The sequence below is a fragment of the Corynebacterium humireducens NBRC 106098 = DSM 45392 genome (assembly GCF_000819445.1).
Taxonomy (GTDB): Bacteria; Actinomycetota; Actinomycetes; order Mycobacteriales; family Mycobacteriaceae; genus Corynebacterium; species Corynebacterium humireducens.
Window position 1 is genome coordinate 1,319,586 of record NZ_CP005286.1, and the last position, 19,718, is coordinate 1,339,303.

Annotated in this window: 18 protein-coding genes, 1 pseudogene and 1 riboswitch; of the genes and pseudogenes, 5 read left to right on the forward strand and 14 right to left on the reverse strand. The window is 70.1% G+C overall.

All coding sequences use genetic code 11. The features are described 5' to 3' along the window. Nucleotides 1–18: 18 nt before the first annotated feature. Nucleotides 19–570 (forward strand): MerR family transcriptional regulator, encoded by a 552-nt coding sequence (locus tag B842_RS06590; RefSeq protein WP_040085811.1) that lies wholly within the window; start codon nucleotides 19–21, stop codon nucleotides 568–570. Between the two features lie 127 nt (nucleotides 571–697). On the opposite strand, the gene B842_RS06595 is transcribed toward B842_RS06590, so the two are convergent. From B842_RS06595 to gndA, 8 genes are all read right to left on the reverse strand, one after another. Further along, nucleotides 698–1,888 (reverse strand): IS1249 family transposase, encoded by a 1,191-nt coding sequence (locus B842_RS06595; protein WP_040084484.1) that lies wholly within the window; start codon nucleotides 1,886–1,888, stop codon nucleotides 698–700. 239 nt (nucleotides 1,889–2,127) lie between these two features. Continuing rightward, a complete protein-coding gene (locus tag B842_RS13175) occupies nucleotides 2,128–3,183 on the reverse strand; it encodes a hypothetical protein (protein ID WP_052437797.1) in 1,056 nt (351 codons plus the stop codon). Further along, nucleotides 3,167–4,039 carry a 3-methyladenine DNA glycosylase gene (locus B842_RS06605; protein WP_040085812.1) on the reverse strand — a complete coding sequence of 291 codons (873 nt, stop codon included), beginning with the start codon at nucleotides 4,037–4,039 and terminating at the stop codon, nucleotides 3,167–3,169. Before B842_RS06605 ends, B842_RS13175 begins: the two co-directional genes overlap by 17 nt. Next, on the reverse strand, nucleotides 4,026–5,054 hold the full coding sequence (locus B842_RS06610; protein WP_373277307.1) for a hemolysin family protein: 1,029 nt from the start codon (nucleotides 5,052–5,054) through the stop codon (nucleotides 4,026–4,028). Before B842_RS06610 ends, B842_RS06605 begins: the two co-directional genes overlap by 14 nt. 20 nt (nucleotides 5,055–5,074) lie before the next feature. Next, nucleotides 5,075–6,457 (reverse strand): hemolysin family protein, encoded by a 1,383-nt coding sequence (locus B842_RS06615; RefSeq protein ID WP_040085814.1) that lies wholly within the window; start codon nucleotides 6,455–6,457, stop codon nucleotides 5,075–5,077. Between the two features lie 21 nt (nucleotides 6,458–6,478). Continuing rightward, the gene (locus tag B842_RS06620; protein WP_040085815.1) at nucleotides 6,479–7,768 is read right to left on the reverse strand and encodes a DEAD/DEAH box helicase; all 1,290 of its coding nucleotides are present in this window, start codon (nucleotides 7,766–7,768) and stop codon (nucleotides 6,479–6,481) included. Continuing rightward, nucleotides 7,765–8,106, reverse strand: coding sequence for a hypothetical protein (locus B842_RS06625; protein ID WP_040085816.1), 342 nt, complete (start codon nucleotides 8,104–8,106; stop codon nucleotides 7,765–7,767). The genes B842_RS06620 and B842_RS06625 overlap by 4 nt, the downstream gene beginning before the upstream one ends. Then, on the reverse strand, nucleotides 8,106–9,560 hold the full coding sequence (gene gndA, locus B842_RS06630; RefSeq protein WP_040085817.1) for an NADP-dependent phosphogluconate dehydrogenase: 1,455 nt from the start codon (nucleotides 9,558–9,560) through the stop codon (nucleotides 8,106–8,108). Before gndA ends, B842_RS06625 begins: the two co-directional genes overlap by 1 nt. Before the next feature lie 51 nt (nucleotides 9,561–9,611). On the opposite strand from gndA, the gene B842_RS06635 reads away from it, so the two are divergent. Further along, the gene (locus B842_RS06635; RefSeq protein WP_040085818.1) at nucleotides 9,612–10,076 is read left to right on the forward strand and encodes a PaaI family thioesterase; all 465 of its coding nucleotides are present in this window, start codon (nucleotides 9,612–9,614) and stop codon (nucleotides 10,074–10,076) included. Here the strand turns inward: B842_RS06635 and B842_RS06640 are convergent. After that, on the reverse strand, nucleotides 10,063–11,193 hold the full coding sequence (locus B842_RS06640) for a saccharopine dehydrogenase family protein (RefSeq protein ID WP_040085819.1): 1,131 nt from the start codon (nucleotides 11,191–11,193) through the stop codon (nucleotides 10,063–10,065). The genes B842_RS06635 and B842_RS06640 overlap by 14 nt on opposite strands. Before the next feature lie 3 nt (nucleotides 11,194–11,196). Then, nucleotides 11,197–12,264, reverse strand: a complete 1,068-nt coding sequence (locus B842_RS06645; protein WP_040085820.1) for a magnesium and cobalt transport protein CorA — start codon at nucleotides 12,262–12,264, stop codon at nucleotides 11,197–11,199. A 41-nt stretch (nucleotides 12,265–12,305) separates the two neighbouring features. Here B842_RS06645 and B842_RS06650 point away from each other — a divergent pair, with 41 nt between their 5' ends. Beyond that, complete coding sequence (locus B842_RS06650) at nucleotides 12,306–12,926, forward strand: class I SAM-dependent methyltransferase (protein WP_052437798.1); 621 nt, start codon at nucleotides 12,306–12,308, stop codon at nucleotides 12,924–12,926. Here the strand turns inward: B842_RS06650 and B842_RS06655 are convergent. Together B842_RS06655 and thiM are read right to left on the reverse strand one after the other, a co-directional pair. Continuing rightward, nucleotides 12,871–14,376 (reverse strand): annotated as a pseudogene (locus B842_RS06655) (bifunctional hydroxymethylpyrimidine kinase/phosphomethylpyrimidine kinase); the annotation flags it as partial. The gene B842_RS06650 and the pseudogene B842_RS06655 overlap by 56 nt on opposite strands. 2 nt (nucleotides 14,377–14,378) lie before the next feature. Beyond that, on the reverse strand, nucleotides 14,379–15,188 hold the full coding sequence (gene thiM, locus B842_RS06660) for a hydroxyethylthiazole kinase (RefSeq protein ID WP_281178872.1): 810 nt from the start codon (nucleotides 15,186–15,188) through the stop codon (nucleotides 14,379–14,381). Further along, nucleotides 15,170–15,265: riboswitch (TPP riboswitch) on the reverse strand. Its footprint overlaps the gene before it by 19 nt. A gap of 21 nt (nucleotides 15,266–15,286) precedes the next feature. On the opposite strand from thiM, the gene B842_RS06665 reads away from it, so the two are divergent. Continuing rightward, nucleotides 15,287–16,519 (forward strand): NAD(P)/FAD-dependent oxidoreductase, encoded by a 1,233-nt coding sequence (locus B842_RS06665; RefSeq protein WP_040085823.1) that lies wholly within the window; start codon nucleotides 15,287–15,289, stop codon nucleotides 16,517–16,519. Between the two features lie 117 nt (nucleotides 16,520–16,636). Beyond that, complete coding sequence (locus B842_RS06670; RefSeq protein WP_156119464.1) at nucleotides 16,637–17,755, forward strand: HNH endonuclease signature motif containing protein; 1,119 nt, start codon at nucleotides 16,637–16,639, stop codon at nucleotides 17,753–17,755. Here the strand turns inward: B842_RS06670 and B842_RS06675 are convergent. Together B842_RS06675 and B842_RS06680 are read right to left on the reverse strand one after the other, a co-directional pair. Beyond that, entirely contained in the window at nucleotides 17,752–18,717 is a 966-nt protein-coding gene (locus tag B842_RS06675; protein ID WP_040085825.1) for a quinone oxidoreductase family protein, read from the reverse strand. The genes B842_RS06670 and B842_RS06675 overlap by 4 nt on opposite strands. A 17-nt stretch (nucleotides 18,718–18,734) precedes the next feature. Next, a complete protein-coding gene (locus tag B842_RS06680) occupies nucleotides 18,735–19,709 on the reverse strand; it encodes a COX15/CtaA family protein (RefSeq protein ID WP_052437990.1) in 975 nt (324 codons plus the stop codon). Between the last annotated feature and the right edge of the window lie 9 nt (nucleotides 19,710–19,718).

Genomic DNA, 19,718 nt, shown 5'->3' on the forward strand with positions numbered 1-19,718 from the left:
CATCATTGGAGTAATTACGTGAGCAGCAACGAGTATCCCGTCCAGGAATCCCTTTTCGACCTCGGTCCCGGGGAGGAGGTCGGCTACCGCGTGCCCATCGCATGCCAGGTCGCCGGCATCACCTACCGCCAGCTCGACTACTGGGCACGCACCAAACTGGTCGTGCCCTCGATCCGGGGTGCCCGCGGATCGGGCTCGCAGCGCCTCTACTCTTTCCGCGACATCCTCGTGCTGAAGATCGTCAAGCGCCTGCTCGACACCGGCATCTCCCTGCAGAACATCCGCCTGGCCGTGGAGAAGCTCCGCGACCGTGGCGTCGACGACATCGCCGAGATCACCCTCGTCTCCGACGGTGCGACCGTGTACGAGTGCCGCTCCGCCGACGAGGTCATCGACCTCCTGGGTGGCGGCCAGGGCGTGTTCGGCATCGCCGTCCCGGGCATCATGAAGGAGCTCACCGGGACCATCTCCTCCTTCCCCTCCGAGCGTGTCGACGACCGCGACGACCTCGACGTCGACGTCATCAGCGTCGACGAGCTGGCGGCCCGCCGCCGTCGCAAGACCAGCTAGCCGCGCCGTCAACGAAGCCCCCGCCCAGCTCACGTGCGGGGGCTTTGTCGTGCCCGGCAACGCCGAGGGGTTAAGCACCAAAAAGTGTGTCTGGCCCGGGCGTGTCGTCTGGGCCAGACGAGGCGGGTCAGCGGCCTATCCATCCTTGCTGGATGCCCATGGAGTGCTGGTAGCTGGAATCAATCGCAGTGTCGTAGCCTGCAGGGGCACCGATTCCGTTTATGTCGGGGCGGGTGTTTTCGTGGTTGACCAAGTCCTGCGCCGTGGAAAGTGCGACTTGGCCCCAGGACTGACTCCTGGCGATCGCTACTGGATCGTCAGGAGTTTGTGTCTTCAGGTACAGCCACCAGTCAATGACGGTGCGTTGATGGGGACGCGACAGTCCGCGGTGGCGACGGGCGAGCTCTTTGACCGGTGCGTTGAACCCGCCCTCCAGGACGTTGGTGGTCGGGGCGAACCTGTCCGGGTCCACGGCCCCGGCAGGTGGTTGGAGGTAGTTGAACAGCAGTTTCCGCCGGTACAACGACAGCAGCGAATGATAGGCGGCACGGACCCGTGGATGGGTGAACACCTGCTTGTACTGACGGGTCACCGGGTCCTGGACGGTGGTCTTCTGGTTGAGCCAGTCCTGGTAGACGGCACCGAACTGCTGGAGGTGCGCGGTCCATTCGGCGGCCTGGTCCAGGGTGGTGATCCGGGTCAGCTGCAGGGCCAGACGGTAGATGGTTTTCCCTGCGTCGGTGCGTGGCCGGCTGGTGGTGTGGCGGCGGACAACTCGTTGGGCGTGGACCAGACACCGTTGGATGATTGTGGTCGGCCATGTGGAGGTGATCGCGGAGGCGGCGCCTTGGCCACCATCGATGACAGCCATCAATGGTGCGGGGATCGGGCTGATCAGTTCCCGGTAGGCGGCGGTGGTTTCTGTGCGTGCCCAGGTCCAGTTGATGATGTGGGTGCGGCTGGCGGCGATGAGCAGGCAGCCGCTGGCCAGGAAGGTGGCATCGAGGAAGATCTGGTCGTGGATGCGGTGCGGGTCGACTGCTGAGGGTGGGATGATCCACCAGCACCAGGACATCCGACGGCTGAGGGTGTTGCGGTGGCGGCCGTGGTGTTCGGCCAGGGCCGTCAGGGATTGTGTGCCGGTGACCCAGGTGATGAAGGTCCGCATGGTGGCGGCGTGGGGGTGGTCGTGCTGGGTGGTGCGGACAAAGGAGTGTCCGCAGTCGGTGCAGCGCCAGCGGGTGGTGCCTTTGCTGGTGGTGCCGTTTTTCTTGGTGGTGTGGCTGCATACGGGGCAGCGGGGTCGGTTTGTGGTCACCGCTTACAGCCAATCGAGCGGGCCTAGCAGAAGGCGGCACCGGGGTGGGTTAACGTGCGGGAAATAGCTGTTCGGGAGCTATTAAACCCCGGTTTAGTGGCACTGTGCTGGGGCTACGCAGAGTCACGGACACACTTTTTAGTGCTTAACCCACGCCGAGAGGACATGCTCGAGAGGACACTCCTCTCGACCTTGTCAGCGCTCTGGGGACTCCTCTCGAAGAAGTGACCCCGACTCTGCTACAGGGAGTCCGGCAGCGTCGCCGGATCAGCGACCTCGGTGAGCGTGCCGACGTCCGCCAGCACCGCGTCCACCTCACCCGCGCCGACGTGGACGACCTCGAGGACCACGTCCGCGTCACCCCTGGCCTGCTCGAACGCGGCCGCGAAGGCGGCGTCGTCCATGTCCTGGGCGGTACCCGAGGTGACCAGCAGCACGCGGGCCGGCTGTCCGGTCGCGCGGGAGTGCTCGGCAGCGTTGCCGATCGCGGCGACCACCGCCGAGCGGGTCTGCGGCACGCCACCGGTGCCGAAGAGGCGGACGGCGGCGGCGGCGTCGGTGCCGTCGGAGAAGCTGACGTTGGTGCGCCAGCCCTGGGTGACGCCCGGGTTGAGCGGGGAGGAGTAGTTCCACATCGCGACCTGCCGGCCCTGCGCCCCGAGATCCAGGGAGAGCCGGGCGAGCGCGTCGGTGGCGGCGTCGTGGAAGGGGACCGACTGCGCGGAGGTGTCGAAGAGGATGAGGGTGTCCACCGCCTCCGGGGCGGGCTCCGGTGCCGGGGTCTCCTCGGTCACCGTCTCCTCGGGGGCCTCCTCGCTCGTGGCCTCGGTCGTCCGGTCGGTGTCCTCGTGGAACCTCGCGAACTCGGTCGCGGCGCGGACCTGCTCCTCGTTGACTCCGTCGGTGGGGGTGAGCACGTGGGCGTCGGCGCCGGTGACGGGGGTGGTGGAGGAGAGGGAGCGGCCGTCGAGAAGTTCGGTGACGTCCGCGCCCGCGGGGGTGAGCAGGACGGCGGCCTGGACCACGGAGTCGGTGAGCTCGGCGGTGATGCAGAAGTCGCGGACGACCGGGTCGCTGGCGTTGTAGTCGTCGATGAGCGCGGTGGCGTCGACGCCGTCCGCGGCGACCGGCAGGTTGAGGTCACCCTGGATGCACTCCTGGGCCTGCGGGGTCTCGGGCTGGCGGAATCCGAACCACCAGATCGCCGCCGCGATCAGCGCGATGGCGAGGAGGAAGACGGCGACGACCCAACCGGCGACGGAGAAGTTGTTTGACTCACTACGATGACGGCCCATGTCCATGCAGTGTAGTGGCCTGCGCCGCGTCGATGAGGGAGACAAGCCGGTCACGCAGGGGCTTTCCCCGTTCCGCCAGGGCGCGCTGCCGCTCGACGTATTCGGCCTTGCCCTCGGGCGTCTCGATCGGCACGACCCCGAAGCCGAGACCCCGGCAGTCGTAGGGGGAGGCCTCCATGTCGAGGATGCGGGCGTCGACGGCCAGCTCGAAGGCATCGAGGAGGAGGTCCCCGGGGACGAGCGGCCCCATCTTCGCGGCCCACTTGTACAGGTCCATCGTCGCGTGGACGCAGCCGGCCTGGTCGTTGGCGGGCTGGTCCTCCCGCTGCAGGACACGCAGGTTGAGGGGGCGGGCGGCGGGGGTGAAGAAGCGGTAGGCGTCGAAGTGGGTGCAGCGGATACGGTGCTTCTCGACGACCGCGTCGCTCCCCGCCGCCCCCAGCCGCAGGGGGAGGTCGTGGCGCGGTGCGTCCGTGCGGTAGACCATCGCCCACTCGTGCAGGCCGAAGCAGTCGAAGTGCGCCGGGTTGTGGTTGGTGCGGTGCAGCAGGTCGCGGATGTAGAGGAGACTCTCGCCGCGGCGGGCCCAGAAGGCGTCGACGTCGACGGTGGTGACGGTGCCGTCGAAGACGTAGTCGCGCCACTCCGCGTGGGGCGTGCGCCCCGGCAGGGCGGTGCCGGTGCCGGGGTGCCAGCGCCGCAGGTGGGAGGGGCGGACCGGGTAGTACTCGAAGAGGAAGTCGAGGACGGGGTGCTTCTCGTGCCGACGGCGGCGGGCCAGGTGGTCGCGGGTGAGGGCGTCGGCGCGTTCCTCATGGGCGGACATGCGCTCCGCCCAGTCGTCAGCTCTCCTCATGGGTCCAGTCGTTGACGGTGCCGACGTACTCCTCGATGAGGTCCTCGAGGGTGATGACACCGATGAGTTCACCGCGGTCGCGGACCTGCGCCATGTGGGCGGAACGGCGGTGCAGCTTGCGCAGCGCCTCGTCCATGGTGCCGGTGCCGTCGACGATCGTCAGGGGACGCAGGTCGGTGCGCGGGATGAACTCCTCCGGTCCGGCCGTCGCCAGGCGGTCGAGCACGTCCTTGACGTGGATGTAGCCGAGGAAGGAACCGTCGGTGCCGGTGACCGGGAAACGGGAGAAGCCCGTCTCGACGACGGCCTGCTCCAGCTCGCCCAGCGTCGGGCCACGGCGGCCGAAGTCCAGCGTGCGGACCTTACCCAGCGGGATCATGACCTCCTTGAGGGAGCGCTTCTCGGAGCGCAGGGCCTGGGAGAGGCGGAGGGTCTCCTCGGCGTCGAGAAGCCCCTCGGCGCGGGACTCCTTGATCATGAACGCCAGCTGCGCCTCGTCGACGGTGGTGTCGAGCTCGTCCTTCTGCTCGATGCCGAAGGCCCGCAGGGTCATGCGGGCGATCCAGTTCATGAACTCGATGAGCGGGCGGGTGATCTTCACCCACCAGATCATCGCCGGGGACAGCCACATGGCCAGGGTCTCCGGGCCGGCGATGGCGATGTTCTTCGGCACCATCTCACCGAAGAGGATGTGCAGGAACGTGATGAACGCCAGCGCGATGACGAAGGACAGCGGATGCAGCAGGTTGTCGGGGATGCCCAGCGCGGTGAAGGGGCCCTCGATGAAGTGGGCGACCGCCGGCTCGGCGACCTTGCCCAGGATGAGGGAGGCGATGGTGATGCCGAACTGCGCGCCGGCCAGCATGATCGACAGGTGCTCGGTGGCGTAGAGGACCTTGCGGGCGGCGGGCTTGCCCTGGGCGATGAGGGACTCGATGCGGTCCTTGCGGGAGGAGATCAGCGCGAACTCCGCGGCCACGAAGAAGGCGTTGGCGGCGAGCAGCGCGATGATCATGAGGGCGGTGGTGAAGATGTTCACTTCTGGTACCCCTTCGCTTCCTCGTCGGTGATCGGCGTGAGGATCACCTTGTCGACGCGCCGGTCCTCCATGACCGTCACGCGCGCGATCCAGCGGCCGCCGATGCCCGTCTCGAACTCGGACATGCCCGGGTTGTCGGACTGCGGCAGCAGCAGCACGTCCTGGACCGTGGGGATACGTCCCAGCGTGGCCATGACGAGGCCACCGAGGGTCTCGTAGGGGCCGTCGGGGGCGGTGTACCCGACGCGCTCGTGGAGCTCGTCCACGCGCACCAGGCCGGAAACCTCCCAGGAGGAGCCGAACTTCTGGAAGTCCTGCTCCGCGGCCGCGTCATCGTGCTCGTCGTAGACCTCGCCGAGGATCTCCTCGACGACGTCCTCGATGGTCACCAGGCCGGCGGTGCCGCCGTACTCGTCGGCGACGAGCACCACCTGCGAACCCGCGGAACGCACGGTGCTCAGCACGGCGTCACCGTCGAGGGTGTCCGGCACGACCGGCACCTTCCGCGCCAGGGCGCCGAGCAGCGTGGTGGAACGCGCCTCCCGCGGCACGGAGAACGCGTCCTTGACGTGGACCACGCCGACCGTCTCGTCGAGGTCACCGCGCACCACCGGGAAACGGGAGTGTCCCGTCTCCAGGGACTTCGCGATGAGCGCGTCGACGGTGTCGTCGGCGTTGAGGTAGGCGATGGTGGAACGCGGCGTCATGAACTCGTTGGCGGTGGCCTCACCGAACTGCAGGGACCGGTCGATGACCTTCGCCGTGTTGATGTCCAGCCCGCCCTGCTCCGCGGAGCTGCGGACCAGGCTGCCGAGCTCCTGGTTGGAACGCGCGGTGGCCAGCTCGTCCGCCGGTTCGATGCCCAGCTTGCGGACGATGAAGTTCGCCGACCGGTTCATCGCGTGGATGAACCCCTTGAAGACGAGGTTGAAGGCGTGCACCGGGTGGACGACCACGCGGGCCGTCTCCAGCGGCATGGTGATGGCGACGTTCTTCGGCACCAGCTCACCGAACACCATCGACAGGAACGTCGCGACGATCAGCGCCAGCACCAGGGCCACCGCCGTCGACGCGGACTCGCTCAGCCCCACCAGCTCGAGCAGGGGGGTGAAGTAGGTCGAGAGCACCGGCTCCGCGAGGAAACCGGTCGCCAGGGTGGTCACCGTGATGCCCAGCTGCGCACCCGACAGGACGAAGGAGAGATTCTGGTAGTCCCGCTGCACCGCGTGGGCGCTGCGGTCCCCCCTGTCACGGACATGGTTGTCGACGGTCGAGCGCTCCAGTCCGGTCAACGCGAACTCGATGGCCACGAACAGGCCCGTCGACGCCGTCAGGGCGATGAACCCGAGGAGGGAGAGGATGCTGATGAATATGTCCATGAGGGGCGCTGGGCAGGAACCTTAGGAGGAACGACGCGAACGTCGGGGACGACGGGACTGCGACCTCCGTGCCTGGCCCTGACCCTGCGGGCGGTTGCGCCGCGGGCGCTGGGGCTGCTGCTGGCCGGGAGCCGCGAGCGGGGTGCCCGACGGCACCCGTGCACCTGTGATCTTAGTCAGCACATCGGAGTCGGCGGTCACCCGTGTCTCCGGTGCGTCCACCCCTGCCTTCCGCATGAGGCCCTCGACCTCCTTGCGCTGCTCGTCCATCACCAGCGTCACCACCGTGCCGGAGGTGCCGGCGCGGGCGGTGCGCCCGGCGCGGTGCAGGTAGGCCTTGTGCTCGGCGGGCGGATCGATGTGGACGACGAGGGAGACGTCGTCGATGTCGATGCCGCGGGCGGCGATGTCGGTGGCCACCAGCACCGGGATCGAGCCGTCGGCGAAACCGGCGAGCGCGTTGGTGCGGGTGGACTGCCCCTTGTCGCCGTGCAGGCCGACGGCGTTGATGCCGACCCGCCGCAGCTTCTTCACCTGCCGGTCGACGCCGTGCTTGGTGCGCATGAACATGATGGTCTTGCCCTCGCGGGCGGCGATGCGCAGGGCGATCTCGTTGCGCTCGTCCCGGCCGCCGACGAGCAGACGGTGGTGCTCCATCGTGTCGACGGACGCCTGCACCGGCGCCGTCGAGTGGGTGACCGGGTCGGTGAGGTAGCGGTCGATGAGCTTCTGCACGTCACCGTCGAGGGTGGCGGAGAAGAGCAGACGCTGGCCGCCCCGCGGGGTACGGTCCATGAGGCGGCGCACCTGGGGCAGGAAACCCATGTCGGCCATCTGGTCGGCCTCGTCGAGGGCCACGACGGCGACCTCGTCGAAGTGGAGCTTGCCCTGGTCGAGGAGGTCCTGGGCGCGGCCCGGGGTGGCGACCAGCAGGTCGACGGGGGCGGCCAGGGCGCGGATGTGGCGGTTGATGTTCACGCCACCGACGACGTCGAGCAGGCGCAGACCCAGGGCGTTGGCGGGGGCGTCGAGACGCTCCTTGACCTGGGCCGCGAGCTCGCGCGTCGGGGTGAGCACCAGGGCGCGCGGATGCCCGGGGCGGGTGACGCCGGACTCGGCCAGGCGCGCGAGCATGGGCAGGCCGAAGGTGAAGGTCTTGCCGGAACCCGTCGGGCCGCGGCCGAGGACGTCACGGCCGTCGAGGGCGTCGGGGATCGCGGCGGCCTGGATGGGGAAGGGCTCGGTGATGCCCTGCCTCTGCAGTTCGCGCACGATGGGCAGGGGGAGGCCGAGATCCTTGAAAGTGGTCATTGCGAGAAGTCTACGCCCACCGGCCGGGTACGCAGGTGCTCGGGGTCGGGGCCGGGTTCCGTCTCCGTGAGGGTGAGGATCCACAGGAACCCCAAGGTGAGCGCCCATCCGGCCAGTTCCGTGGGGGAGGGAGGCGCGGCGACCACCCGGGTGAGGCCGACGACGAGGAACAGGCCCAGCACCGTCCGGAATACCTCGACGAACAGGCGGGTCTCCCGCCGCGACAGCCGCCACACCGCCCACTGCCCGTGGGCAAGGACCTCCTGCACTGCCCTGGCGGTCACCACCACGATGGCCGCCGCCGGCAGGAAACGGGAGATCCTCGCCCACACGGGCATTACACCTCGATCTCGCTGCGGTCCCCGGACCACAGGGTGTGGAAGGCACCCGGCTTGTCGACGCGCCCGTAGGTGTGCGCACCGAAGTAGTCACGCTGGCCCTGGATCACGGCGGCCGGCAGACGCTCGGCGCGCAGCGAGTCGTAGTAGGACAGGGAGGACGCGAACACCGGCACCGGCAGGCCCAGCTGGGTGGCGGCGACGATGACGCGACGCCAGGAGTCGATGAGGTCGCGCAGCTCGTCGAGGAAGTAGGCGTCGAGAAGCAGGGACGGCAGCTGCGGGTCGGCGTCGTAGGCCTCGACGATGCGGTTGAGGAACTTGGCGCGGATGATGCAGCCGCCCCGCCAGATGGTGGCCAGGTCGCGGGGGTCGACGTCCCAGGCGTGCTCGGCGGAGCCGGCCCGGATCTCGTCGAAGCCCTGCGCGTAGGCGACCAGCTTGGAGGCGTAGAGGGCGCGGCGGACGTCCTCGATGAAGGCGTCGCGGTCCAGACCCAGGGACTCGAAGGTGGCGAGCTCACCGGCGGGCAGCACGCCCTGCGCGGCGGCACGCTGCTCGAGGGAGGAGGACAGGGCGCGGGCGAAGACGGCCTCGCCGATGCCGGTGACCGGGATGCCCAGGTCGAGGGCGGCCTTGACGGTCCAGCGGCCGGTGCCCTTCTGGCCGGCGGCGTCGACGATGACGTCGATGAGCGGCTTCCCCGTCTCGGCGTCGACCTGCGCGAGGACCTCGGCGGTGATCTCGATGAGGTAGGAGTCGAGGTCGCCGGAGTTCCACTCGCGGAAGACCTCGGAGATCTCGGCCGGGCTCATGCCCGCGCCGTAGCGCAGCAGCTGGTACGCCTCGCCGATGACCTGCATGTCGGCGTACTCGATGCCGTTGTGGACCATCTTGACGAAGTGGCCCGCACCGTCCGGGCCGATGTGCGTGACACACGGGGTGCCGTCGACGACGGCAGCGACGGACTCCAGCAGCGGGCCGAGGGTCTCCCAGGACTCCTTCGGGCCACCCGGCATGATCGACGGGCCGTTGAGGGCCCCCTCCTCGCCGCCGGAGATGCCGGCGCCGACGAAGTGACGGTTGCGCTCGGCCATCTCCCGCTCCCGGCGGATGGTGTCGCTGTAGAGGGCGTTGCCGCCGTCGATGATGATGTCGCCGTCCTCCATGGCGTCGGCCAGCTGGTTGATCACCGCGTCGGTGGCCGCGCCGGCCTGGACCATGATGATCGCCTTACGCGGGCGCTCGAGGGAGGCGACGAAGTCCTCGACGGTCTCGGAGGCGAGGAAGGTGCCCTCGTCACCGTGCTCGGCGATGAGGTCGCGGGTCTTCTCGGGGGAACGGTTGTACACGGCGACGGTGTGGCCGTTGCGGGCGAAGTTGCGGGCCAGGTTGGAACCCATGACGGCGAGTCCGACGACGCCGATCTGGGCGAGATTCTCAGGGGAGGTCATGGCACAGAGTTTAGACACACCATTTTCGAAGGGTCAGTAGAGTCGGCACTCATGACCGAGACCTACAGTTTCACCGACCTCTTCCGCCTCGCCGGGACAGGCAAGGCCCTCGACGCCGCGCAGCTCGCGCAGCTCAACGACCGCAACGTCGGCCTCGACGCCCACCTCGGGATCGTCTACACGCAGATCGCCGACGGCCGCGTCCGCGCCCGCCTCGAGGTGGGGGACCAGCACCGGCAGCCCGTCGGCCTGGTCAACGGGGGCGTGTTCTGCGCGCTGGCCGAGTCCGTGGGCAGCCTTGCCGGGGTGGTGTCCGCGGGCGGCCCGGTGGTCGGCGTCAACAACGACACCGACTTCATCGACTCCGTCCGCGACGGCGTCATCGAGGCGAAGGCCACGCCGATCCAGCTGGGTGGGCGCACCCAGCTGTGGGAGATCCTCATGACCAACGGGGGTCGCCTCGTGGCCCGCTCCACACTGCGCACCATGGTGCTGCGGCACTCTAGCGGCAGCTGAAGCGCATCCCGCCCGCCTGCAGGGCGTCCAGGTAGGGGGCACCCAGGGCCGTCGCCGGGGTGAGCACCCCGCCCGCGCCGTCGTGGTGCAGCAGCGTCACCGCCGCCTCCGAGAGCATCATGGCGGTGACGTCGTAGCCGGGGTCGCCGTCGGCGGCCACCGTGCAGGAGTAGCGCCGTCCGGACCTACCGACGCCGTGGTGCGTGAACGAGAAGTGTCCCTTCGCGCGCTGCTTCTCCGAGGGACCCTCACCGGCGGCGGGCAGGAGGCGGCGGAGGGCGGGTTTCTGGGAGGCGAGGAACAGCGCCGCCGTGACCCCGGCCAACGCCCAGGCCCGCACGCGGCTACCCGTGGCCCAGCGTTCGTGGTAGGTGAAGCGCTGTCCCCGCAGCGAGTTCGAACGGCGGACAACGCGGGTGTTGAACATGGACATGAAGAAGGGACCGGCCCAGCGGCCGTCGTCAAGCCGAGTGACCTCGAAGTCCTTCCCCTCCAGCCACGGTTCCTCGGCGGGGACGGGGGAGAGCGTGTAGGGGTTGTGCAGCAGGCGCGCGACGACCCGGTCGCGGTGGGCCTCGGCGGACACGGCGCGCATGGAGTCGATGGTGCCGCCGGAGAGCCCGCCACGGAGCTTCTCGACGACCATCGTCACCCTCTCCATCTCCTCCCCGGCGTGCCGCAGCAGCGCGAACACCCCCATGTCGGAGGGGACCGAGTCGAAGCCGCAGGAGTGGACGATCCGGGCGCCCGACTCCTGCGCCGTGCGGTGGTGGGCGTCGATGGTGCGGCGGATGAACGGCGCCTCGCCGCACAGGTCGACGTAGTCGGTGCCGGCTTCCGCGCACGCGTGGACCAGTTCGGCGCCGTGGAGGGAGTAGGGGCCGACGCAGTTGATCACCACCCGGGCCCGGCGTGCCAGGGCCCTCATGTCCGCGGCGGAGCGGGAGTCCCCGACGGCGACGTCCCAGGCGGGGTTGAGCTCGTCGCGCAGCTTCGTGAGCCGGTCTGCGTCCCGGCCCGCCAGCACCACCTCCAGGTCACCGTGGTGGGCCGCCAGATGGGCGGCGGTGAGGCGACCGGCGAAACCGGTCGCACCGAAGAGCAGGATGTCGGTCATGGGTCACAGCCAGTTGTTGCGTCGGAACCACCAGAACATGAGCGCCACGATGAAGGCGATGACCCCGAGCACGATGAAGTACCCGTACTCCGAGTCCAGTTCCGGCATGTTGGTGAAGTTCATGCCGTAGATACCGGCGATGAGGGTCGGGGCGGCCGCCATGCCGACCACCGCGGAGATGGTGCGCATGTCGGTGTTCTGCTGCATGGTGATCTTCGCCACTGACGCGTCGATGAGCGCCGAGAGCCTCTCGTCGTAGCCGGCGATCCGGTCGCGGACCTGCATCTCGTGGTCGAGGACGTCACGGAAGTAGCTGCGCAGCTGCTTGCCCAGGATGTCGCGGTTCTCGGTGATGAGGGACCGCAGCGCCGGGGCGAGCGGGTCGGTGGAGTGCCGCATCTCGAGGATCTCACGCTTGTACATGTAGATCTGCTCGATGTTGAAACGCGAGCCGGGGGTGAACACCTCCTCCTCCAGGTCGTCGACCTCCTGTTCCAGCAGCTCGGCGATGCGGTAGTACTCGTCGACGAGGTGGTCCGCCACCCGCCAGGCCAGGGCGCCCGGTCCGAGGGCCACGAGCTCCGGATTCTCCTCGAAGGCGCCGGACAGCTCCGGCAGCTCCGCGCCGTGCCGGACGGTGATGATGAACTGCGGACCGATGAGGACCTGCACCTCACCGGTGGAGATGATCTCGCGGGAGTCCCCCTCCGAGGCCTCCGCCCGGAACTTCACGGAACGGACGACCATGAACAGCTGGTCGTCGTAACGCTCGACCTTGGGGCGCTGATGGGCGGTGACGGCGTCCTCGACGATGAGGGGGTGGATGCCGAACTGCTCCGCGACGCGCTCCATCTGGTGGGCGTCCGGCTCCCGCAGCCCCAGCCAGACGAAGCCGCTGCCGTGCTCGGCGACCTCGTTGAGGGCGGAGGAGGGGATGTACTCGCCGGGGAGGCGTTCGCCGTCCATAAACACGCGGCAGTGGTCGATCGCGCGCTCCACCGGGACCTTCAGGCGGGGGCGCGGCTCCGGGACATCCACGGGTCGGCGGGAGCGTTCGAATGGGCTGAGCACGCAGCCGAGTCTAGCCGCTCGGCCTTCCTATACTGGGCCGCATGTCCACCTGGAGAGAGCTCACCGACCGCAATCCCTCCCACTCCCACGACTACGCCCGCCGCTGGCAGACGATGCTCGACCGGGGCGAGGACATCGACGGCGAGGCCCGGCTTATCGACGCCCTCGTCCCCCGCGGCGCCCGCATCCTCGACGCGGGCTGCGGGCAGGGCCGCCTGGGCGGCTACCTGGCAGAACGGGGGCACCGGGTGACCGGGATCGACATCGACCCCGTGCTCATCGACCATGCCCGTGCCCGCTACGAGGGGGAGTGGCGCGTCGGCGACCTCTGCCACGACCCGCTGCCGACGGACTGCGACCTGGTGGTCGCGGCGGGCAACGTGATGTGCTTCCTCGACCCCTTCGGGCGTCAGGCGGCGCTGGACAACATCGCGGCGGCGCTGCGTCCCGGGGGCCGTTTCGTCGCCGGTTTCGGGGCGGGCCGCGGGTGGGCCTTCGACGACTTCCTGGCCACCGCCACGGCGGCCGGCCTGGAACCGGAGCACCTGTTCGGGACGTGGGACCTGCAGCCCTTCACCGAGGGCTCCGATTTTCTCGTGGCCGTCCTCACCAGGCCCGGTCAGCCTGGGCGAAGAACTCCCGCTCGTACACGCACGCCCTGAGGTAGGCGGTCATCGCCTGCTCCCGCTCCTCCGGGGACGCCGCCGCCAGGGCGGCCTCGGTGCGCTCGATCGCGGCGCGGGCCCCGGCGTTGAACTCCTCGCCGCCGTAGGTCGACAGCCAGGCGTGGTAGGGGTGGTCCGGGGTGTTGGCCCGGGCCAGCTCCATGCCGATCTCCGCGTAGAGCCAGAAGCAGGGCAGCACCGCGGCGGCGCCGACCACGTAGGGCTCGACGGCGCAGGAGGCGACGAGGAAGTTGGTGTAGGCGAGGGTGATCGGGGAGGGGTCGGTCACCTCGAGGTCGTTGCCGCCGAGCCAGTCGCGGTGCAGCTGGGCCTCACCCGCGAGGACCTCGCGTGCGGACTCCGCCCAGAAGATCTGGTCGGCCTGGGCCGGTGCGCGGGAGGACAGCAGCGCCAGGGCGCGGGAGTAGCGGTTGAGGTACTGGGCGTCCTGGTCGAGGTAGAAGGCGAAGTCCGCGTGGCGCAGCGCGCCGGAGGACAGTTCGCGGAGGAAGGCGAGGTCCATGATCTCGTTCCACACCTCACCGGTGGCGTCCCACATGGCCTGCGTGTGCGGGCCGGCGGGCGCCAGGTGCGGGGTGGGGGCGGGCACGTCGGTGCGCGGGGCCCACGGGCGGGCGGAGGCGGCGGCCTCGAGGCGGCGCATGCGGTGGAAGTGGTCGACGGGGCCGTGGCCGGTGCCCACGTCGAGGGCGTCGGAGTGGGTGATGGCCTCGTGCAGCCAGCGGGTCGCCCACTCGAGGGCGGTGGCGACGCTGTCGCCGGCGGCGATGCGGGTGGCCAGAGCGGCGGACAGGGAGCAGCCGGTGCCGTGGGTGTTCTGCGTGTCGACGCGCGGCGTCGGCACGTGGTGCACTGCACCGTCGGGGGAGACGACCGCGTTGTCGGCCTCCGGGCCGGTCAGGTGCCCACCCTTGACGATCACCACCGTGCCCGTCTCCGCCGCCAGCCCCCGGGCCTGCTCGATGCCCTCGTCGAGGGTGGTGGCCATCTCCGCGTCGCAGAGCACGGCCAGCTCACGCAGGTTCGGGGTGATCACGTCGACGCGGCGCACCAGGTCACGCACGGCGGCCTCGGCGTCCTCGTTGAGCAGGCGGTCGCCGGAGCTGGCCACCATCACCGGGTCGAGGATGACGTGGGGGACCGGGTGGGCCTCCAGCGCGGCGGAGACGACCGCGACTGTCTCGGCGTCGCCCAGCATGCCGATCTTCACGGCGTCGACGGTGACGTCGTCGAAGACGGCGGCCAGCTGCTCCCGCAGGAAGTCGTGCGGCGGGGTGTGCACGGAACGCACGCCGTGGGTGTTCTGGGCGACGAGGGCGGTGACCGCGGCCATGCCGAAGCCCCCGGCCGCGGCGATGGACTTCAGGTCGGCCTGGACGCCGGCGCCGCCGGTCGGGTCGGTGCCGGCGATGGAGAGAATACGGGGGGTCATGGGTGATCCTTCCAGGAGACGAGGTCCGCGATCTCCGCGGAGGTGAGGTGGTGGACGGCGTCGAGCCAGGCGGCCGCGAAGCCGCCCGGCCCGGTGGCGGAACGCGCCGCGACCTGCGCGGCGGCCCCCAGGTGCGCGTGTGCGGCGAGCACGGCGTCATGCTTCCCGACGCCCAGTCCCAGGTACGCCGCGCACACCGCGCCCAGGGCGCAGTCGGTGCCGCTGACGCGCGTGAGCAGCGGGTCACCGGAGGTCAGCCAGGTCTCGCGGCCGGGGGAGACGATGAGGTCGACGGGGCCGGACACCGCGACGACCGCCCCGGTGCTCTCCGCGAGGGCCCGCGCGGCCGGCAGGGCGTCTGTGACACGGTGCGCCGTGTCGACGCCCCGGCCCCCGGCCCCGCCGCCACCGAGGGCGGCGATCTCGGAGGCGTTGCCCCGGATTGCGGCGGGGGCGGCGAGGGTGGCGTCGGCAAGCAGGGAGCGCACGAACCTCGTGCGGTGACCGAGGACGCCGGCGCCGACGGGATCGAGGACCCAGGGGGTGTCCATGTCGGTGGCGCCGCGGACGGCGGCGCGCATCGCCTCGTAGCGGGCGGCGGTCGGGGTGCCCATGTTGACCAGCACCCCGGCGGCCAGACGGGCGAAATCCCCCGCCTCCTCCGGGGTGTCGATCATCGCGGGGGAGGCCCCGGCGGCGAGGAGGACGTTGGCGCTCAGGGCGGCGGCGACCGTGTTGGTCAGGCACTGCACCAGAGGCGCATCTGTACGCAACATGTCGCGGGCGTGCAGAACAGTGATGACAATCCCTTCGCTAGTCCGAACTAGAGCAGGTTCCGTGGGTGTGATCTCAGCGCGGCGACCGCGCACCCCATGTCGATGTGACAGAGATTACCATAGGGCGCATGAGCAGAGTCAGAGACACCACCGTGATCGGCGCCGGCATGGTCGGCCTCGCCACCGCCTGGCACCTGCAGGAACGCGGCCACAAGGTCACCGTCCTCGACCGGGAGGGCGTCGCCGCCGGCGCCTCCTGGGGCAACGCCGGCTGGCTGGCCCCCGCGAAGACCATCCCGCTGTCCGACCCCAGCCTGTGGCGCTACGGCCCCACCGCGCTTCTCGACGCCGACGCCGCCCTCTCCATGCCCCTCCGCGTCGACCCCGGCCTGTGGGCCTTCCTCGCCCGCTTCATGGCGCAGGCCACCGCCCGGGCCTGGGACGCGACGATGGCCGCACTGACCCCCATCGACCTGGTCGCCCTCGCCGCCTTCGACGAACTGGAGCTCGGCGGCGTCGACGCCTGGACACGGGAGGGCCCCTTCGTCATCGCCTTCGAGAAGGAGTCCCAGGCCGCCGGTTTCCTCCGCGAGCTCGACGGCGTGGTGCGCCACGGCCAGGAGGCCCCGCTCACCCCGCTGGACGCCGCGACCTCCCTGGCGCCCATGCTCTCCGACGCGGTCACCTGCGCCTACCGCCTCGATGGCCAACGCTTCATCGAACCCGGACCCTACGTCGAGGCACTCGGCCGGGCCGTCGTGGACCGGGGCGGACACCTGCGTACCGACGCCCACGTGGTCAGCGTCGTCGGCGGCACCGACCCGGCCGTCGTCCTCGACACCGGCGAGCGCCTCAGCACCGGCACCGTGGTCATCGCCACCGGCGCATGGCTGCCCCGCCTGGCCCAGGCCCACGGCGTGCGCACCCTCGTGCAGGCCGGACGCGGCTACTCCTTCACCGTGGACACCGAGCAGCCCGCCGAGCACCCCGTCTACCTGCCGCACCACCGCATCGCCTGCACGCCCTACCGGGGACGCTTCCGCATCGCCGGGACGATGGAGTTCCGCCGCCCCGACGAACCGCTCCACCCGCGGCGCATCGAGGCGATCGTCAACCAGGCCCGGCGCGTCATGACGGGCGTCGACCTGGACAACCGGCACGACGAGTGGGTGGGCTCCCGCCCCGTCACCCCGGACGGGCGACCCCTCGTCGGACGCACGGCCTCCGAGAACGTCTACGTCGCTGGCGGCCACGGCATGTGGGGCATCGTCCTCGGCCCCGCGACCGGCCGGTACCTGGCGCAGCTCATCGACACCGGCGAGACCCACCCGACGATCCGCCCCTTCGACCCGCTGCGCTAGGGATTGTCAACCGGTCGTGTGACCGGAACACCGGAATCTGTGGACAGGCCGGGTCTGTCCACAGGCCTGGGAAGGTGCTTCTCGACGAGTGCCTGTCGCCCGTCTACCGTGCGGGGCATGAACACCCTCGAGATGCTGCGGGCCCTGCGGGCCATGACCGTGCTGGGCGACATCGCCTCCGGCGCGGTCACCGTCGCTGACCTCGAGGCACTCGGCATCCGCGACGCCGCCGCGTGGGCGCGGCACGCCGCCACCTACCACGGGCCCACCCGGCAACGCGCCCGGCAGGCCGCCGCCCGCGCCGCCGGTGCCGGACTGTCCCCGGACGCGCTCATGGTCGTCGAGAAGCATGTCCGGAAGCTCCTGGCCGGCGCCGCCGTCACCGAATGGGAGCTGCGCGTCGAGCTGTGCGCCCTGCGCGGCACGGTGGAGGAGATCGACCGGGCTGCCGCCACCCGCGTGCGCGAGTACAACCGCGGGGTGGAGGACGCCGAGAGGAAGGCCTACGGCCGACGGGCCCTCAAGGGCGGCAAGAACACCGACGCCCTGGGCAACCGCACCTTCACGGTCACCGGTCCCGAGCGCGTCATCGCCGACGTGCTCGGCGGCATTCGCACCGTGGCCGGCCAGCTCCGTCGCGACGACCCGCGGCTGACCTACGAGCAGGCGATGTTCGACGCCTTCCTGGACACCCGGGGTGGCGGGCCCGCCCGCGAGGTGGTGATCACCGTGCTGCCGCTGCCGGAGTCGACGAAGGTGCTCCGGCAGGAGGGCGACGAGACCGTCTTCGCCCGCACCGACGGCACCACCATCACCGGCGCCGAACTGGTCGCCGAGGCGATGGTGGAGGAGGGCTACGTCGGGATCTTCGACCCTGTCCGCGGTGGGGTCAACGTGTACCGGGACGAGCGCTTCGCCAACTTCAAGCAGCGCGTCCTCCTATCCGCGGAGACGATCCTGTGCCCGCACCCGGGGTGCACCACCCCGGCGAACCAGTGCCAGGTGCACCACCTGACAGCGTGGGAGCAGGGTGGGGAGACGAACATAGAGAACCTGTCGATGGCGTGTGCCGTGCACAACGCGCGCAATGACGACGACCCGAACGCCCCACCCCGCAACGGTCGACTGGAACGCCGGGCGGGTGGGGTGGTACACCTGCCTCCCGACGGCGGGCCACCCCGGGAGAACATCCACCCGATACGGACACTCTCCGCTATGGCGCTCAGCCGCACCTAGTCCTGGACGTGGAGGACGATCGACCCGGTCGTCCTGCGCCCCTGCAGGTCCCGGTGCGCCTGGGCGGCGTCGGCGAGCGCGTACTCGCCGGAGATGCGGAACTTCAGGGTGCCGTCGACAACCGCCTGGGTGACCGCCTGCGCACGCATGCGGAACTCACCTTCCCCGGACGTCCAGGCGCCGATCGAGGGACGCGTGAGGAAGATCGACCCATGCGTGTTGAGCAGCTGCGGGTCGAAGGGCTCCACCGGCCCGGAGGCAGCGCCGAAGAGGCACACGGTGCCGCGCGGGCGGACCGCCTCGAGGGACTCGTGGAAGGTGTCCCGGCCGACGCCGTCGTAGACCACGTCCACACCCACGCCACCGTTGCGACGACGCACGATCTCGGCCAGGTTCTCGGAGTACCGGAACACCTCCGTGGCACCGGCCTCCAACGCCAGCTCGGCCTTCTCGTCGGTGGACACCACCGAGTAGACGCGTGCCCCCTTGTTCGCGGCCATCTGGGTGGCCAGCAGGCCCACGCCACCGGCACCGGCGGTGATGAGGCAGGAATCCCCCTCCTGCAGGTCGTAGACGCCGTAGGTGAGGTAGTGGGCGGTGATGCCCTGCAGGAGCATGGAGGCCGCCACGGTCGGGTCGACACCCTCCGGGACGGCGACGAGGCGGTCGCGGGGCACGCACACCTGCTCGGCGTAGGAGCCGAAGGCGTCACACCAGGCGACGACGGTGCCGGGGGCGATCTCGCCCTGCGGGTCGTGGACGACCCGGCCGGTGCCCTCCAGACCCGGCACGAAGGGGAGTCCCGCGTGGTAGACACCCTCCCGGTAGTAGGTGTCGATGTAGTTGACGCCGGCCACGAGGACGTCGACAAGCACTTCGTCGTCGTCGGGGACCGGCGCCTCGATGTCGCGCAGGACGAGGACCTCAGGTCCTCCGGTAGCTGTGATCTGGATTGCCTTCATGGCATCCAGGCTAGCCATCACTCAGCGGTGACGGTGGCGTTTTTCTGTCCCGGGGTCAGGCGACGCAGGCCGTGGGCGTAGAGGAACGCCGAGAACGCGACGACGACGGAGCTCATCGCGATGTGCGCGGGGATCGTCCAGCGGGGGATGCCCATGTTGAACTGGATGACGCCGATCACCCACTGGACGCCGATCATGACAACGAGGATCCAGCCGGTGTTCTTCGCGTCCCGGTTGGCCATGCCCCGGTAGAGCAGCCACATGACGGCCAGGGTGGTGGCCAGGTAGACGTACATCGTCGCGGCGTGGATGTAGGCCATGAGGGCGATGTCGACCTCCAGGCGACCCTCCATGCCGACACCCGCGTCACCGGAGTGCACGCCGGCGCCGGTGGTCATCGTGCCGGTGATGAGGACGACGGACAGGGAGACGGCGGCGACCACGGTGAGCAGGCGGATGCTCGGAGCGAAGACACGCACCTGCGGCAGGTGATCCGGCTCGGCCAGACGCATGTAGAGGAGTGCGGCGATCCACACCAGGACCATCGACGGCAGGAAGTGGATGGCCACCGCCCACCACTTCAGGTCCAGGTGGACGGAGATGCCGCCGATGACGGCCTGGGTGATGATGCCGATGCCGGAGAGCAGGGCGTAGACGATGATCTCCCGGCGACGGCGCGCCCGCCACACGGCGATGAACACGGCCAGGGCGATGGCGGCCAGCACCCAGGCGAGCAGACGGTTGCCGAACTCAATGGCCTGGTGGAGTGCCGGGGCGGCGCCGGCGACGGGGACGAGGGAACCCTCGTGGCAGTTGGGCCAGGTGTCGCAGCCGAGGCCGGAGCCGGTCACGCGGACGATCGACCCGGTGACGGTGATGCCGCCCTGCGCGATGAGCAGGATCATGGCCAGGATGCGCTGGAGACGCACCGAGGGGCCCCGGGTAGCTGGTGAATGGTCAGTGGCGTTCGCAGGGGTGGCGGTGTCAGTCACGTCGCCCAT

What these genes read in the sequence shown, in the direction of transcription:
- B842_RS13175 (WP_052437797.1), bottom strand. Translation starts at nt 3,183, where the DNA reads ATGGGCCGTCATCGTAGTGAGTCAAACAACTTCTCCGTCGCCGGTTGG.
- B842_RS06605 (WP_040085812.1), bottom strand. Translation starts at nt 4,039, where the DNA reads ATGAGGAGAGCTGACGACTGGGCGGAGCGCATGTCCGCCCATGAGGAA.
- B842_RS06610 (WP_373277307.1), bottom strand. Translation starts at nt 5,054, where the DNA reads ATGATCATCGCGCTGCTCGCCGCCAACGCCTTCTTCGTGGCCGCGGAG.
- B842_RS06615 (WP_040085814.1), bottom strand. Translation starts at nt 6,457, where the DNA reads ATGGACATATTCATCAGCATCCTCTCCCTCCTCGGGTTCATCGCCCTG.
- B842_RS06620 (WP_040085815.1), bottom strand. Translation starts at nt 7,768, where the DNA reads ATGACCACTTTCAAGGATCTCGGCCTCCCCCTGCCCATCGTGCGCGAA.
- B842_RS06625 (WP_040085816.1), bottom strand. Translation starts at nt 8,106, where the DNA reads ATGCCCGTGTGGGCGAGGATCTCCCGTTTCCTGCCGGCGGCGGCCATC.
- gndA (WP_040085817.1), bottom strand. Translation starts at nt 9,560, where the DNA reads ATGACCTCCCCTGAGAATCTCGCCCAGATCGGCGTCGTCGGACTCGCC.
- B842_RS06635 (WP_040085818.1), top strand. Translation starts at nt 9,612, where the DNA reads ATGACCGAGACCTACAGTTTCACCGACCTCTTCCGCCTCGCCGGGACA.
- B842_RS06640 (WP_040085819.1), bottom strand. Translation starts at nt 11,193, where the DNA reads ATGACCGACATCCTGCTCTTCGGTGCGACCGGTTTCGCCGGTCGCCTC.
- B842_RS06650 (WP_052437798.1), top strand. Translation starts at nt 12,306, where the DNA reads ATGTCCACCTGGAGAGAGCTCACCGACCGCAATCCCTCCCACTCCCAC.
- B842_RS06665 (WP_040085823.1), top strand. Translation starts at nt 15,287, where the DNA reads ATGAGCAGAGTCAGAGACACCACCGTGATCGGCGCCGGCATGGTCGGC.
- B842_RS06670 (WP_156119464.1), top strand. Translation starts at nt 16,637, where the DNA reads ATGAACACCCTCGAGATGCTGCGGGCCCTGCGGGCCATGACCGTGCTG.
- B842_RS06675 (WP_040085825.1), bottom strand. Translation starts at nt 18,717, where the DNA reads ATGAAGGCAATCCAGATCACAGCTACCGGAGGACCTGAGGTCCTCGTC.